Here is a 13,946-nt window from a genome sequence, read left to right as displayed (position 1 = left end):
AACATTTCGTGAAAGTGTAGGCACGGAGCTATGATCGCGGCGCCGCACGAGTCCCCTACGACGACACGAGGATTTTTCAGCCGATGAGCGACGACCTGTTCTCGGGCAACGCCGCTCGCAAACCCGCGGCGCCGAAGGCTCCTTCGCCGGCCAGAAAGCCGGCCCAGGATTTCGTCCCCGGCGCCGACTATACCGCCGCCGACATCGAGGTGCTGGAGGGGCTGGAGCCGGTTCGGCGCCGGCCGGGCATGTATATCGGCGGCACCGACGAAAAGGCCGTCCACCATCTCTTCGCCGAAGTCATCGACAATGCGATGGACGAGGCGACGGCGGGCCACGCCAATTTCATCGAGGTGTCGCTGGAGGCCGACGGCACGCTGGCCGTGACCGACAACGGGCGCGGCATTCCGGTCGATCCGCATCCGAAATACAAGGAACGCTCGGCGCTCGAAGTCATCATGACGACGCTGCATGCCGGCGGCAAGTTCGATTCCAAGGTCTACGAGACCTCCGGCGGCCTGCACGGCGTCGGCGTTTCGGTGGTCAATGCGCTGTCGGAACATCTCGAGGTCGAGGTCGCGCGCAATCGCAAGCTCTACCGGCAGACCTATTCGCGCGGCATCGCCACCTCGAAGCTCGAAGAGGTCGGCGACACCCAGAACCGGCGGGGCACGCGGGTGCGCTTCCGCCCCGACCCGGACATCTTCGGCGCCAATTGCCGGTTCCGGCCCGAGCGGCTCATGGCCATGGCGCGCTCCAAGGCCTATCTCTTCGGCGGCGTCGAGATCCGCTGGTCCTGCGACCCCTCGCTCCTCGCCGCAGATTCAGGCGTGCCGACGCGCGAGACGTTCCACTTCCCCGGCGGCCTTAAGGATTATCTCGACGTCACCCTCGGGGCGGAGCACCGCGTCACGTCGCAGATCTTCGCCGGCCGCACCGAAAAGATCTCCGGCCACGGCGCGGTCGAATGGGCCGTCTCCTGGACCGCCGACGACGGCTTCGTGCGCTCCTACTGCAACACCATCCCGACGCCGGAGGGCGGCACCCACGAGGCCGGGCTCCGGTCCGTCCTGCTGCGCGGCCTGAAGGCCTTTGCGGACGTCTCCGGCAACAAGCGCGCCGCGATCATCACCGGCGACGACATCATGCAGACGGCTTCCGCCATGCTGTCGGTGTTCATCCGCGAGCCGGAATTCGTCGGCCAGACCAAGGACAGGCTGGCCACCGCCGAGGCGCAGCGCATCGTCGAGCAGTCGATGCGCGACAGCTTCGACATCTGGCTCGCCTCCTCGCCCCAGGATGCCGCGCGGCTGATCGACTGGGTGGTCGAGCGCGCCGACGAGCGGCTGCGCCGCCGGCAGGAAAAGGAGATCAGCCGCAAGACGGCGACCCGCAAGCTGCGGCTGCCCGGCAAGCTGGCCGACTGCTCGCAGACCGGCGCCGCCGGCGCCGAGATCTTCATCGTCGAGGGCGACTCGGCCGGCGGATCGGCCAAGCAGGCGCGCGACCGCAAGGTCCAGGCGATCCTGCCGCTGCGCGGCAAGATCCTCAACGTCGCCAGTGCCGGGCGCGACAAGGTCACCGCCAACCAGCAGCTCGCCGACCTGATCCAGGCGCTCGGCTGCGGCACGCGGGCGAAGTACCGGCAGGACGATCTGCGCTACGAGCGGGTGATCATCATGACCGACGCCGACGTCGACGGGGCCCACATCGCCTCATTGCTGATCACCTTCTTCTACCGCGAGATGCCCGAGCTGATCCGCGGCGGCCATCTCTTCCTCGCCGTCCCGCCGCTCTACAAGCTGTCGGCCGGCGGCAAGACCTTCTATGCCCGGGACGACAGGCACCGCGAGGAGATCGTCGCGCGCGAGTTCAAGGGCCGCAAGGTCGAGGTCGGCCGGTTCAAGGGCCTCGGCGAGATGCTTCCCGCCCAGCTCAAGGAAACCACGATGGATCCGAAGCGGCGCACGCTGCTGCGCGTCATCGTCGACGAAACGCCCGAGGCGGGCACCTCCGGCGCGGTCGACGCCTTGATGGGGAACAAGCCGGAGTCGCGCTTCCGCTTCATCCAGGATCGCGCCGCCTTCGCCGGAGACCTCGACATCTGACGCCGCTGGCGTATCTGGCCCGTGCGATCGGGACGGGTGCTTCGCAGGTGGTTCGGCGGTGCCCCTGACGACATGCAGCGCGCGGGGCCGAAGCGACGCGCGCAAGAGGTTAGAGCATGATCCCGAAAAGTGGGAACCGGTTTTCGGAAAAGATCATGCGCAAGTAGGAAGATGGAGCGGGAGGATGAGCCAAGCTCGTTTCATCCCGCTCCAGCATCCCCAAACGACGGCCGAGCCGTGCCAAGGTGAACACGATGACCAGGATCCTGCCGACCCTCGCCGCTGCGCTTGCCGCCTCGCTCGCCTTTTCGGGCGCGAGCCCGGCGCAGGATGCCACGACGACCGAGGCCCCCGCCGCCGCGCAGCAGCCGGGTGGAGAGACCGCAGCGCCCGCCGAGACCGGCGCCCCGCAGCCCGCGGCGACGTCGGACGAATTCTCCGCTGCGGTCGAGAAGCTTTCGCCCCTCGTCCAGGACGTGCAGGTCGTCGGTCCGTGGTCCGAAGGCGACGAGCACGGCGTCTGGCGCACGGTGATGGTCCAGCCCGCCGGCGAGAACGCCAAGACGCACTTCTTCATCCAGCAGCTCGACGCCTCCGGTCACGACGGTCTCGCCATCCGCTCGACCACCGAGATCCCCGAGATCGCCAAGATGGACGGCCAGGTCGTCGGCTATCGCGCCGACGATCCGAACGAGGCCGAGCCCAACAGCCTGTCGCTGTTCTTCGAGGTCGTGCCGAGCGACGGCGAGATCAGCGAGACCTACGAGCTGCACTTCATGCCCGGCCAGCCCTACGTCTTCGGCCCCGCCTCGAACTGAACGCGATGGCCGCGAGCGGTTCGGGGCGCAGCGCCGCCGCCCTCGCCCTCAGCCGCGTCGATCGGCCGAGATCCGCGCCTGCAGCCTCGCGACGGCCGCTGCGGTCTCGCGCGGCGCTTCGAGCGGGACCATGTGTCCGATGCCTTCTAGCGTGACGAGTTCCGCTCCGGGGATCGCCGCAGCCATCTCCTGCGACCGCTGCGGCGGGATGATCGCATCCGCCGTCCCGGCCAGGACGACCGTCGGCACGGCGAGCGTCTCGAGCATCGCCCGCTGATCCCGCCGTCCGATGATCGCCGCCTGCTGGCGCGCGAAGACCCCGGCGCCGATTTCGCGGGCCATGGCGAGGTTGAGCCGGCGAAGCGCCTCGCTGCCGGTTCGCGGACCGAACAGCTTGCCCTCGAGCATCTGCGCCGCCGCCTCGATGCCGCGCTCCTGCGCCATTGCGACGAGCCTGCGGCGGACCGACGTCTGCTCCGGCATATCGGCCCGTGCGGAGGTCGCGATCAGTGCCAGCCCGGCCACCCGCTCCGTGGCGAGCCGCAGCACTTCCAAGGCGACGTAGCCACCCATCGAGTGTCCGCAAAGTAGAAATCGCCCGGATGCCTCGTCGAGCAGCCGTCGCGCCATGGCTTCGATCGTATCGTCAAGTCGGGTTTCGGCAACGAAGACATCCGAACCCAAGGCATCGATTGTCGGTCGATAGACCTCGCCGGTCGACAGCAGCCCCGGCACCATCACGATTTGCGAAAAATTCATGAAATCGACCTTCAAAACCCCTTCGAACCCGCCCATATGTCGGGAAACGGTTGACTCGGACGACCAGTAGTCCTATCGCCCCTTGCAGACGGGCTGCCCCGCGCGCAGCCGCGCCGCTCATCTCGTTCCTTGAGAGACTTGCCAGCTTGACACTATTCTCTGATCTCGGTCTCAGCGCCAAGGTGCTGGCGGCTGTCGAAGCCTCCGGTTACACCCAACCGACGCCGATCCAGGAAGAGGCCATTCCGCACGCGCTCGCGCGTCGCGACGTGCTCGGGATCGCCCAGACCGGCACGGGCAAAACCGCGTCCTTCGTCCTGCCCATGCTGACGCTGCTCGAAAAGGGCCGGGCCCGCGCGCGCATGCCGCGCACCCTGATCATCGAGCCGACGCGCGAACTCGCGGCCCAGGTGGAAGAGTCCTTCACGCGCTACGGCAAGGATCAGAAGATCAACGTCGCGCTTTTGATCGGCGGCATGTCCTTCGGGGACCAGGACAAGAAGATCGACCGGGGTGCCGACGTCCTGATCGCCACGCCCGGCCGGCTGCTCGATCATTTCGAGCGCGGCAAGCTGCTTCTGACGGGCGTCGAAATCCTCGTCATCGACGAGGCCGACCGGATGCTCGACATGGGCTTCATCCCGGACATCGAGCGGATCTGCAAGCAGCTCCCCTTCACCCGCCAGACGCTGTTCTTCTCGGCCACCATGCCGCCGGAGATCACCCGCCTGACCGAACAGTTCCTGCAGAATCCCGTGCGCGTCGAGGTCGCCAAGCAGGCTTCCGCCGCCCTGACGGTGACCCAGCGGCTCGTCGCCAGCGGCGGCAAGGAGTGGGACAAGCGCGAGACCCTGCGCCGGCTGCTGCGCGAAGAGGACGAGCTCTCCAACGCCATTATCTTCTGCAATCGCAAACGCGACGTCGCGACGCTGTTCCGCTCGCTGGAGAAGCACGGCTTTTCCGCCGGCGCCCTCCACGGCGACATGGACCAGCGTGCCCGCACGGCGATGCTGCAGGGCTTCCGCGACAACCAGATCCAGCTCCTCGTCGCCTCCGACGTCGCGGCGAGAGGCCTCGACATCCCGAAGGTCAGCCACGTCTTCAACTTCGACGTTCCGATCCATTCCGAGGACTACGTCCACCGCATCGGCCGCACCGGCCGTGCCGGCCGCTCGGGCAAGGCGTTCACGCTGGTGACCAAGTCCGACAAGAAGTATCTCGACTCGATCGAGAAGATGCTCGACGCGACGATCGAATGGCAGGGCCCGACGGTCGCCGAGCTGCCGGCCTCCACCGAGGAGGACGAGCGCCCGAAGCGCCGCGGCACGCGCCGCACCACCACCGGCGGCGACAAGCCCGAGCGCGAGCGCCGTTCGCGCCGGCCGAAGCCGGAGCCCGCGCTGGAAATCGCCGAGGCCCTAGAGCCGAACGATGCCGTGATGGAGCGCGCCGAGGCCGGCGAACTCGCCGTTCCGGTCGAAGCCATCGCCGATCTGCCCGTCGCCAAGGAGACGGCGGCTCGGCCGTCGCCGTCGAGCTACGGCCGCTCTTCCGCCGGCACGGGACGCGGCCGGCCGAAGCGCGGCTCCGAGAGCAACAACAACCGCCAGCGTGGCGACGACGGCCCGCAACAGGTCGGCTTCGGCGACGACATCCCCGCCTTCATGCTGATCCAGACCGGAACCTGATCGGCGGGACGGACGGCGATTTCGCGGACAGGGCTGCTGCCGAGGCGCCGGCGGCCTGACCAGAACCCCACGAGTTCGAAGCGGCGGGCACATCATGTGGCCGCCGCTTTTTTCGTATGTGTGGATGGTGGTCGTGCCGGCCGCGACGCATCGCGAGCCGCGCTCGGGGATCGCCGTTCCGGCCGTCCCTGCTATCCGGCGATCGAGAGACCGGTGGTGGCTTCGCCGATCCGGCGAAGCTCGGTCCGCGCCTGCGCGGTCATTTCCGCCTTCAGATGCACGACGCCATCCTCGCCGTCCTCGCGTTCGAGGATGGTGGCGTTGTCGTAGAGCCAGGGGATGAGGTTCATCGCCTCCGGCGAGACGTCGAGCGTGACGCCGGTGAGATGGCCGGCGATGCGCCGCTCGATGTCGGCGAGAAGCGCCTCCGTCCCCTCCCCCGTCACCGCCGAGACGAGATGCGCCGAACCCGGCTCCGCCAGCGAGGCACGGGCTGCGGAAACGCGGTGCAGCGCATCCTCGTCGAGCCGGTCGATCTTGTTCCAGACCTCGACGACGTGCTCGGTGTCCTCCGTGTCGACGTCGAGATCGCGCAGGATCCGGCGCACGTCCTCGGCCTGGGCCAGCGTGTCCGGATCGGACACGTCGCGCACGTGCAGGATCAGGTCGGCTTCCAGCACCTCTTCCAGCGTCGCCCGGAAGGCGGCGACGAGATGGGTCGGCAGGTCCGAGACGAAACCGACCGTGTCGGAGAACAGGATCTCGGTTCCGTGCGGCAGCACCGTCTTGCGCAGCGTCGGATCGAGGGTGGCGAAAAGCAGGTTCTTGGCCATCACGTCGGCGCCGGTCAGAAGATTGAACAGCGTCGACTTGCCGGCATTGGTGTAGCCGACCAGCGCGACGATCGGATGCGGCCGCTTGCGGCGCTTCTCCCGATGAAGCTGGCGGGTGCGGCGGACCTGATCGAGCTCCTTTTCGAGCCGCTTGATCTTTTCCTGCAGCTGCCGGCGATCGGCCTCGATCTGGGTCTCGCCCGGGCCGCCCATGAAGCCGGCGCCGCCGCGCTGGCGTTCGAGATGGGTCCAGGAGCGCACCAGCCGGCCGCGCTGATAGTTGAGATGGGCGAGCTCGACCTGCAGCCGGCCCTCCTTGGTGCGCGCGCGCCGGCCGAAGATCTCGAGGATCAGCCCGGTGCGATCGAGCACCTTGGTGTCGAGTTCCTTTTCCAGATTGCGCTGCTGCACCGGCGTCAGCGGATGGTCGATGATGACGAGGCCGACCTGTTCGGCCGCGACCAGCCCCTTCAGCTCCTCGACCTTGCCGCTGCCGAGGAGCGCCGCCGGCTGCGGCTTCTGGCCGGTGACGACGGCGCTCGCGACGATGTCGAGGTCGATCGCCGCGGCGAGCCCCACGGCCTCGGCGAGGCGCGCCTCGTCGCTGCGGCGCACGGCCTCGAGCCCCGGCGTGCCGCCGCTCTCCGTCCGCTGCCTGAAGACCGGAACGAACACGGCCGCGCGCGTCGGCACCTTCTCGTGCTCGACCGGTCCGCGCGGCCCCTTTTCCCGAAATTCCGCCAATCAGCCCTTCCCGCTCTCGTCCACGCCCTCGTACATTTGCACGGGCTGCGACGGCATGATGGTGGAGATCGCATGCTTGTAGACGAGCTGCGAATGGCCATCCCTGCGCAACAGGACGCAGAAATTGTCGAACGACGTCACGACGCCGGTCAGCTTGACGCCGTTGACCAGAAAAATCGTCAGTGAAATCTTTTGCTTGCGAACCGTGTTGAGAAACAGGTCCTGAAGGTGCTGGGTCCGCTCTGGCATGCAGAAATGTCCTTTTTTGATTTGTGCTGCAGCCTGGTTGATGACGAACGCGGCCGGTCGGTCGCGGGCGTTATTCCATTGATACCGCAGGAGCGAACGACTTCGAAGCCCCGGTCGATACGAATCGTGACGCGATTTTCGCGCCTGCTCACGAGATTGGCATGTCGCGTCGGAAAGTCACGCGTCAAAAGAATTCCAGACTGACCCGGAACATCTGCTCGACGTGGCGGACGGCGGCGGCGGCGGCGAAGATGACCACCCTGTCCTTGGCGCGGATCTTCGTCTGGCCCGTCGGCTTGACGTAGGTGCCGTTCCTGAGGATCGCGCCGATGCGCAGATTCTCCGGCAGATCGAGATCGCGCAGCGCCTCGCCGACCAGCGGGGACGTCTCCAGCGCTTCGGCCTCGATCACCTCGGCGATGCCGTTCTGGATCGAATGGACCGCCCGGATGCGACCGCGCCGCACGTGCTGCAGCACGCGGGAGATCGTCACCGAGCGGGGGTTGATGAAGGCGTCGATCCCGAGCATCCGGGTGAAGCCCTGGTAGTCGGCATTGTTGAGGAGGGCCAGATTGCCCTTGCAGCCGAGGCGCTTGGCCATGACGCTCGACAGGATGTTGACCTTATCGTCGTTGGTGAGCGCGACGAGCAGGTCGCTGGTGCCGATGTCGGCCTCTTTCAGGATGGCCTGGTCGAGGCCGCTGCCATGCAGCACGATGGTGCGCTTCAAGCCGTCGGCGATCGTCACGGCCCGGTCGTGATTGTCCTCGACGACGCGGATCCGCGCGCCGAAATTGCGCTTCTCGATCTGCCGCGCGACGTAGTGTCCGATATTGCCGCCGCCGACGATGACGATGCGGCCCGCCTCGGGCTCCTCGTGGCCGAACAGCCCGAGCGCGCGGCGCACATGGGTCTTCTCGGCGACGACATAGGCGACGTCGCCGGGAACCATGTGATCGTTGGAGCCGGGGATGAAAAGCCGGTCGCCGCGCCAGATGCCGACGACCGTGGCGTTGAGGTCGGGGAAGAGGTCGGTCAGTTGGTCGAGCGGCGTGTTGACGACCGGACAGTCTTCCGCACACTCGATCGCCACCATGGCGATGTTGTCGTCGGCAAAGCGCACCGCATCCATTGCGCCAGGCAGCGCGATGCGCCGCAGGACCATCTCGCCGACCTCGATCTCCGGCGAGATGATCACGTCGATCGGCAGGTTCTCGGTCGAGAACAGATCCTGCCAATGCGGCCGCAGATAGCTCTGGGAGCGAATGCGGGCGATCTTGGTCGGCACGTTGAAAAGCGAGTGGGCCACCTGGCAGGCGACCATGTTGACCTCGTCGTGCAGTGTCACGGCGATGATCATGTCGGCCTGTTCGGCGCCCGCCTCGGCGAGGACGTCCGGCTGGGCGCCGTGGCCGACGAAGCCTCTCGCGTCGAGATTGTCGCGAATCGCCTGGACGAGGGTGCGCGAGGTGTCGATCACCGACACGTCGTTGCGCTCGGAGGCGAGCCGCTCGGCGATGCCGTAGCCCACCTGCCCCGCGCCGCAGATCACCACCTTCATGTCGGCCGCTCCATCGCCATCGGATTCCGCGGCGCAGCCATAGCGTATCGGCGCATCAAATGCCGAGGGATTTCAGCTTGCGGTGCAGCGCCGAGCGCTCCATGCCGACGAATTCGGCGGTGCGCGAGATGTTGCCGCCGAAGCGGTTGATCTGGGCGACCAGATATTCCTTCTCGAACACCTCGCGGGCGTCGCGCAGCGGCAGGGCGAGGATCTGGCCGTTGGCCTGGCTGGGCGTGCGCGGCAGCATGTCGCCGACCTCGTTGGGCAGCATGTCGGCGGTGATCGGCTCGTCGCTCTCGCCGTCGCGGGAGAGGATCATCAGCCGCTCGACGTTGTTGCGCAGCTGCCGGACGTTGCCGGGCCATTCGCTCGCCTGCAGGACGGCCATCGCCTCGTCGCTGATCCGCCGCGGCTTGATGCCGGTCTGCTCGGCGATCTGCTTCATGAACGCCTCGATCAGCAGCGGCACGTCCTGGCGTCGTTCGGCGAGCGGCGGCACCTGGATCGGCACCACGGCGAGCCGGTGGAACAGGTCTTCGCGAAACAGCCCTTCGGCAATCAGCGAATCGAGGTTCTGCGACGTCGAGGAGATGATCCTGACGTCCACCTTCACCCGTTTCGAGCCGCCGATGCGTTCGAAGGTCTGTTCGGTGAGGACGCGCAGGATCTTGTTCTGCGTCTCCCTCGGCATGTCGGCGACCTCGTCGAGATAGAGGACGCCGCGATGGGCCTCCTCCAGCGCGCCGATCTTGCGCTCGGTTCCCGGCGGGGTCTCGTTGCCGAAGAGTTCGATCTCCATGCGCTCCGGCGTGATCGCCGCGGCATTCAGGGCGATGAACGGGCCGGAGGCGCGCGGCGAGGCCGCATGGATCGCCCGCGCCACCATCTCCTTGCCGGAGCCCGAAGGTCCGAGGATCATCACCCGGCTGTTGGTCGGCGACACCCGCTCGATGACGTTGCGCAGCTGGTTCATCGGCTGCGACTTGCCGATCAGCTCGGCGAAGTCGGTGGAGCGGCGTTTGAGTTCCAGCACCTCGCGCTTCAGCTTCGAGGTCTCCAGCGCCCGCTCGGCGATGAGGATCAGCCGGTCCGCCTTGAAGGGCTTTTCGATGTAGTCGTAGGCGCCGCGCTTGATCGCCGACACGGCGGTCTCGATGTTGCCGTGGCCCGAGATCATCACGACGGGCACCTCCGGGTGCTGCGCCTTGATGACGTCGAGGAGATCCAGCCCGTCCAGCCGGCTGCCCTGCAGCCAGATGTCGAGAAACACCAGGCGCGGCACGCGGTCGGTAAAGGCCTGCATGGCGGCGTCCGAATTGCCGGCCGTGCGGGTCTCGTGGCCCTCGTCCTCGAGGAGGCCGGCGACGAGATCGCGAATGTCGGCCTCGTCGTCGACGATCAGGATGTCCGATGCCATGGCTCACCAATCCTTTCATCAGCATTGTTCGGTTGGCTTCCACCCGACGGGTCGTCGCCTGCCGGCAGCACGATCCGCACCATCGCGCCCTGCGGCTGATCCGGTGCGTCCTCGAGGGTAATCGTGCCGCCGTGGTCTTCGATGATCTTGCGGACGATCGCGAGGCCGAGGCCGGTGCCCTTCTCGCGGGTCGTCATGTAGGGCTCGAGCAGCCGATCGCGATTGTCCTTGGGAAAACCGCGGCCGTTGTCGACGATGTCGATGCGATAGACGCCGTCCAGGATCTTCGCCCGGATGGCGATCCGGCCCTCGACGCCCTCGCTCGCCTCGAGCGATTCCACTGCATTCTTCACCAGATTGCCGAAGGCCTGGGACAGAAGCCGGATGTCGTAGGAGCCGAACATCGGCGTTTCGGGAATCTCGGCGGCGAAGGCGATTCCGTGATCGCCCATTTCGCGCATGAACACCGCCTCGCGCAAGGCGTCGCGCAGGTCCATGCGTTCCATCGTCGGTTTCGGCATGCGCGCGAAGGTCGAGAACTCGTCGACCATGCGGCCGATGTCGGACACCTGGCGCACGATCGTCTCGATGCAGCGATCGAACACCTCGCGGTCGTCCTCGATCCGCTTGCCGTAGCGCCGGCGGATGCGCTCGGCCGAGAGCTGGATCGGCGTCAGCGGGTTCTTGATCTCGTGGGCGATGCGCCGGGCGACGTCGGCCCAGGCGGAGGTCCGCTGGGCGTCGACGAGATCGGTGATGTCGTCGATCGTCACCACCGAGGCGTGGTCGCCCTCGCTCTCTTCGGAGGAGGTGATGCGGATGGCCAGCGTGCGCTCGCGCTCGCGGATCTTCAGCTTGACCTCTTCCTGATGCTCCGGCCGGCGGGACGCCAGGGCCGCCTGACGGATGCCGCCGATGTCGGGGAAGGCGGAGGCGAGCTTGCGGCCAGTGACCTCGTCGGCGGAGACCGCCAGGATCCGCTCGGCCGACGGATTGACCATCGAGATCGTCCCGTCGCGCTCGATGCCGACGACGCCGACCGTAACGCCGGAGAGCACCGCCTCGATGAACCGCCGCCGCTCGTCGATGACGTCCTTGGCGTTGACCAGTTCGGCGCGCTGGCTCCGCAACTGCAGGATCATGTTGTTGAAGGTGTTGGAGAGCGAGCCGACGTCGCCGTCGGAGACGCGCACCGGCACCGAGACCGAGAGATTGCCCTCGGAGACCTCGTCGGCCGCGCCGATCAGGAGCCGGATCGGCCGGACCAGACGGTCGGCGACGCCGATGCCGGTCCAGATCGCCGACAAAAGAACGATCAGCGTGATGCCGAGATAGAGCAGCGCGAAGGCGAGCTGCAGCCCGAAGCGGTTGTCCCGCAGGCTCGAATACTCGGCCGAGCGCTCCTCCATCTCGCGCAGCGCCGTGATCACCTCGGGATCGACGGCGCGCACGGTGTAGAGATAGGCGTTGGAGATCTGCCGCAGGCGGATGATCGCGCCGACGAGATTGGTGACGCCGGGCGGAATGAAGACGAGGTTGCCCTCGGCCGCCTTCTGCAGGGCGTCGGCGGGGGGAACCGGCAACGGCTTGCCCTGATCGACGTCGGCCTTGAGGATCGGCTGGCCGTCGAGGCGCAGGACCTGCGCGCCGAGCAGCGAGCGGCCACGCGCCTGCTCGGTCATCAGATCCTGGAAGCCGCCGCGGTCGAGATCGAAGAGCTGGCGCTGCTGGTCGAGGTCATAGGCCATCGACAGGGTGGTGCCCTGCAGGTTGCGGGCGTTCTCGTTCACATAGGCCCTGGCCACCGAGATCGAGGATTCGACGATCGCCTGGGTCCGCATGCCGAACCAGCGGTCGAGGCCGAGGTCGAGCGTGACGCTGGCGACGATGGCGACGAGCAGCGCCGGCAGGATGGCGACGATCGAGAACAGGACGACGATCCGCACGTGCAGGCGCGAGGCCGCCCGCCCCTCCCGCCGGGCCCGCACCATGCGCAGCACCTCGCGGCCGATCAGCGCGCAGAGAAGCAGAACGAAGCCGCCATTGACGACGGTGGCGACCGTGACGATCGTGTCGGTCGGCTCGACCGGCGTCAGCCCCATGAGCACGACGAACGAGATCGCGCCGGTGATCAACGCACCGGCGACGGCCAGTAGGCCGGGAAACAACAGGAAGCGGCGCCGTTCCATCAGGAACGGGATCTGGGTGTCGCCGTGGATCTGGTGTGTCGTCATGCTTCGCAGAACAGTTTCGATTGCCGTTGCCACAAAGCAACGGATTGTGTCTAAACTGCAACGAAACCCTGAAAAAAGCCAGTCAACGGATTGAGCGGACGACGGAAATGTCGAGATCGCGGATCTTCTTTCTCAGCGTATTGCGATTGACGCCGAGGAGATCGGCGGCCTTCACCTGATTGCCGCGGGTCGCCGCCAGCGCCGCGGCGATCAGCGGATATTCCACCTCGCGCAGGATCCGCCCGTGCAGCCCCGGCGGCGGCAGATCGTCGCCGAAGGAGGAAAAATACTCGGCCAGATAGCGCTCGACGGAGGCGCTGAGATCGATCGGTTTGCTGGCATCCGTCTCCAGCCCCGGGCTCTTGATCGGATCGTTGGTGAGTTCGTGCTCGACGATCTCCGCCGAAATCTCGTCCTGCGGATAAAGGGCGGCGAGGCGTCGGATGAGGTTTTCCAGTTCGCGCACGTTGCCCGGCCAGCCGTAGCGCCGCATGACGTCGAGCGCCCCCTGGCTCAGCGTCTTTCGCGGCAGCCCCTCGTTTTCGGCGACTGCGAAGAAATGCCGCGCCAGATCCGGCAGGTCCTCGATGCGCTCGCGCAGCGGCGGCAGGCGCAGCGGCACGACGTTGAGCCGGTAGAACAGGTCCTCGCGGAACAGGCCCCGGGCGATCAGCTGGCGCAGGTCCTTGTTGGTCGCGGCGACGATCCTGACGTCGGTGGCGATCGGCGTGCGGCCGCCGACGATGGTGTATTCGCCCTGTTGCAGGACGCGCAGGAGCCGCGTCTGCGCCTCCATCGGCATGTCGCCGATCTCGTCGAGGAAGAGCGTGCCGCCCTCGGCCTGCTCGAAACGGCCGCTGGTGCGGGACTGGGCACCGGTGAAGGCGCCCTTCTCGTGGCCGAAGAGTTCCGATTCGATGAGGTCGCGTGGGATCGCCGCCATATTGATGGCGACGAAGGGACCTTTGCGGCGGCGGCCGTAATCGTGCAGCGCCCGTGCGACGAGTTCCTTGCCGGTGCCCGATTCGCCGGTGATCGTCACCGTCAGGTCGGTCTGCATCATTCGTGCGAGGGCACGGTAGATGTCCTGCATGGCGGGCGAGCGGCCGACCAGCGGCATCGCCTCCTGCATGTCGTCGGGAGCGGCGACACGGGAACCTTGCTTGGGCTCGGACAGGGCCCGGCGGACGATCGAGACGAGTTCCGTCAGATCGAAGGGCTTGGGGATGTAGTCGTAGGCGCCTTTCTCCGACGCCTTGATCGCCGTCATGAAGGTGTTCTGGGCACTCATCACCACGACGGGGAGTTCCGGCCGCGAGTTCTTGATCTTCGGCAGCGTGTCGAAGGCGTTGCCGTCGGGCATCAGGACGTCGGTGATGACGAGGTCGCCGTCGCCCGCCGAAATCCATCGCCAGAGCGTGGCGATGTTCGAGGTCACGCGGACTTCGAACCCGGCCCGCATCAGGGCCTGGGAGACGACCGTGCGAATGGCGGCGTCGTCGTCGGCTACGATGATCTGCATTGCCATGGAT

At 67.0% G+C, this 13,946-nt stretch carries 10 protein-coding genes; 3 read left to right on the top strand and 7 right to left on the bottom strand.

Going from position 1 to position 13,946, the window contains the following annotated elements; translation table 11 throughout:
• The first annotated feature begins 83 nt into the window (after positions 1-83).
• Complete coding sequence (gene parE, locus LZD57_RS08515; RefSeq protein ID WP_233719184.1) at positions 84-2,108, top strand: DNA topoisomerase IV subunit B; 2,025 nt, start codon at positions 84-86, stop codon at positions 2,106-2,108.
• Between the two features lie 254 nt (positions 2,109-2,362).
• Positions 2,363-2,926: a hypothetical protein gene (locus tag LZD57_RS08510; RefSeq protein WP_233719183.1), complete on the top strand. Its 564-nt coding sequence runs from the start codon at positions 2,363-2,365 to the stop codon at positions 2,924-2,926.
• 48 nt (positions 2,927-2,974) lie between these two features.
• On the opposite strand, the gene LZD57_RS08505 is transcribed toward LZD57_RS08510, so the two are convergent.
• Entirely contained in the window at positions 2,975-3,685 is a 711-nt protein-coding gene (locus LZD57_RS08505) for an alpha/beta fold hydrolase (RefSeq protein ID WP_233719182.1), read from the bottom strand.
• A gap of 146 nt (positions 3,686-3,831) precedes the next feature.
• Between LZD57_RS08505 and LZD57_RS08500 the strand changes: the two genes are divergently transcribed.
• Entirely contained in the window at positions 3,832-5,373 is a 1,542-nt protein-coding gene (locus LZD57_RS08500; RefSeq protein WP_233719181.1) for a DEAD/DEAH box helicase, read from the top strand.
• Between the two features lie 191 nt (positions 5,374-5,564).
• Here LZD57_RS08500 and hflX read toward each other — a convergent pair whose 3' ends face one another.
• The 6 genes from hflX to ntrC all read right to left on the bottom strand — a co-directional run bounded on the left by hflX (position 5,565) and on the right by ntrC (position 13,942).
• Positions 5,565-6,950: a GTPase HflX gene (hflX, locus tag LZD57_RS08495; protein ID WP_233719180.1), complete on the bottom strand. Its 1,386-nt coding sequence runs from the start codon at positions 6,948-6,950 to the stop codon at positions 5,565-5,567.
• Positions 6,951-7,199 (bottom strand): RNA chaperone Hfq, encoded by a 249-nt coding sequence (gene hfq, locus LZD57_RS08490; protein WP_233719179.1) that lies wholly within the window; start codon positions 7,197-7,199, stop codon positions 6,951-6,953.
• Positions 7,200-7,383: 184 nt separating this feature from the next.
• Complete coding sequence (gene trkA, locus LZD57_RS08485) at positions 7,384-8,760, bottom strand: Trk system potassium transporter TrkA (protein WP_233719178.1); 1,377 nt, start codon at positions 8,758-8,760, stop codon at positions 7,384-7,386.
• 55 nt (positions 8,761-8,815) lie between these two features.
• Entirely contained in the window at positions 8,816-10,180 is a 1,365-nt protein-coding gene (gene ntrX / locus LZD57_RS08480) for a nitrogen assimilation response regulator NtrX (protein WP_233719177.1), read from the bottom strand.
• The gene (locus LZD57_RS08475; protein WP_233719176.1) at positions 10,162-12,414 is read right to left on the bottom strand and encodes a sensor histidine kinase NtrY-like; all 2,253 of its coding nucleotides are present in this window, start codon (positions 12,412-12,414) and stop codon (positions 10,162-10,164) included. Before LZD57_RS08475 ends, ntrX begins: the two co-directional genes overlap by 19 nt.
• Positions 12,415-12,496: 82 nt before the next feature.
• Complete coding sequence (ntrC, locus tag LZD57_RS08470) at positions 12,497-13,942, bottom strand: nitrogen regulation protein NR(I) (protein ID WP_233719175.1); 1,446 nt, start codon at positions 13,940-13,942, stop codon at positions 12,497-12,499.
• Positions 13,943-13,946: the final 4 nt, after the last annotated feature.

Origin of the sequence: Jiella avicenniae, from assembly GCF_021390325.1 — a bacterium.
Taxonomy (GTDB): domain Bacteria; phylum Pseudomonadota; class Alphaproteobacteria; order Rhizobiales; family Rhizobiaceae; genus Jiella; species Jiella avicenniae.
The sequence above is the reverse complement of the archived record's forward strand: the minus strand, read 5'-3'. Positions and strand labels throughout refer to the sequence as shown.

Coding starts and splice junctions, on each gene's coding strand:
- parE (WP_233719184.1), top strand. CDS start 84: ATGAGCGACGACCTGTTCTCGGGCAACGCCGCTCGCAAACCCGCGGCG.
- LZD57_RS08510 (WP_233719183.1), top strand. CDS start 2,363: ATGACCAGGATCCTGCCGACCCTCGCCGCTGCGCTTGCCGCCTCGCTC.
- LZD57_RS08505 (WP_233719182.1), bottom strand. CDS start 3,685: ATGAATTTTTCGCAAATCGTGATGGTGCCGGGGCTGCTGTCGACCGGC.
- hfq (WP_233719179.1), bottom strand. CDS start 7,199: ATGCCAGAGCGGACCCAGCACCTTCAGGACCTGTTTCTCAACACGGTT.
- trkA (WP_233719178.1), bottom strand. CDS start 8,760: ATGAAGGTGGTGATCTGCGGCGCGGGGCAGGTGGGCTACGGCATCGCC.
- ntrX (WP_233719177.1), bottom strand. CDS start 10,180: ATGGCATCGGACATCCTGATCGTCGACGACGAGGCCGACATTCGCGAT.
- LZD57_RS08475 (WP_233719176.1), bottom strand. CDS start 12,414: ATGACGACACACCAGATCCACGGCGACACCCAGATCCCGTTCCTGATG.
- ntrC (WP_233719175.1), bottom strand. CDS start 13,942: ATGGCAATGCAGATCATCGTAGCCGACGACGACGCCGCCATTCGCACG.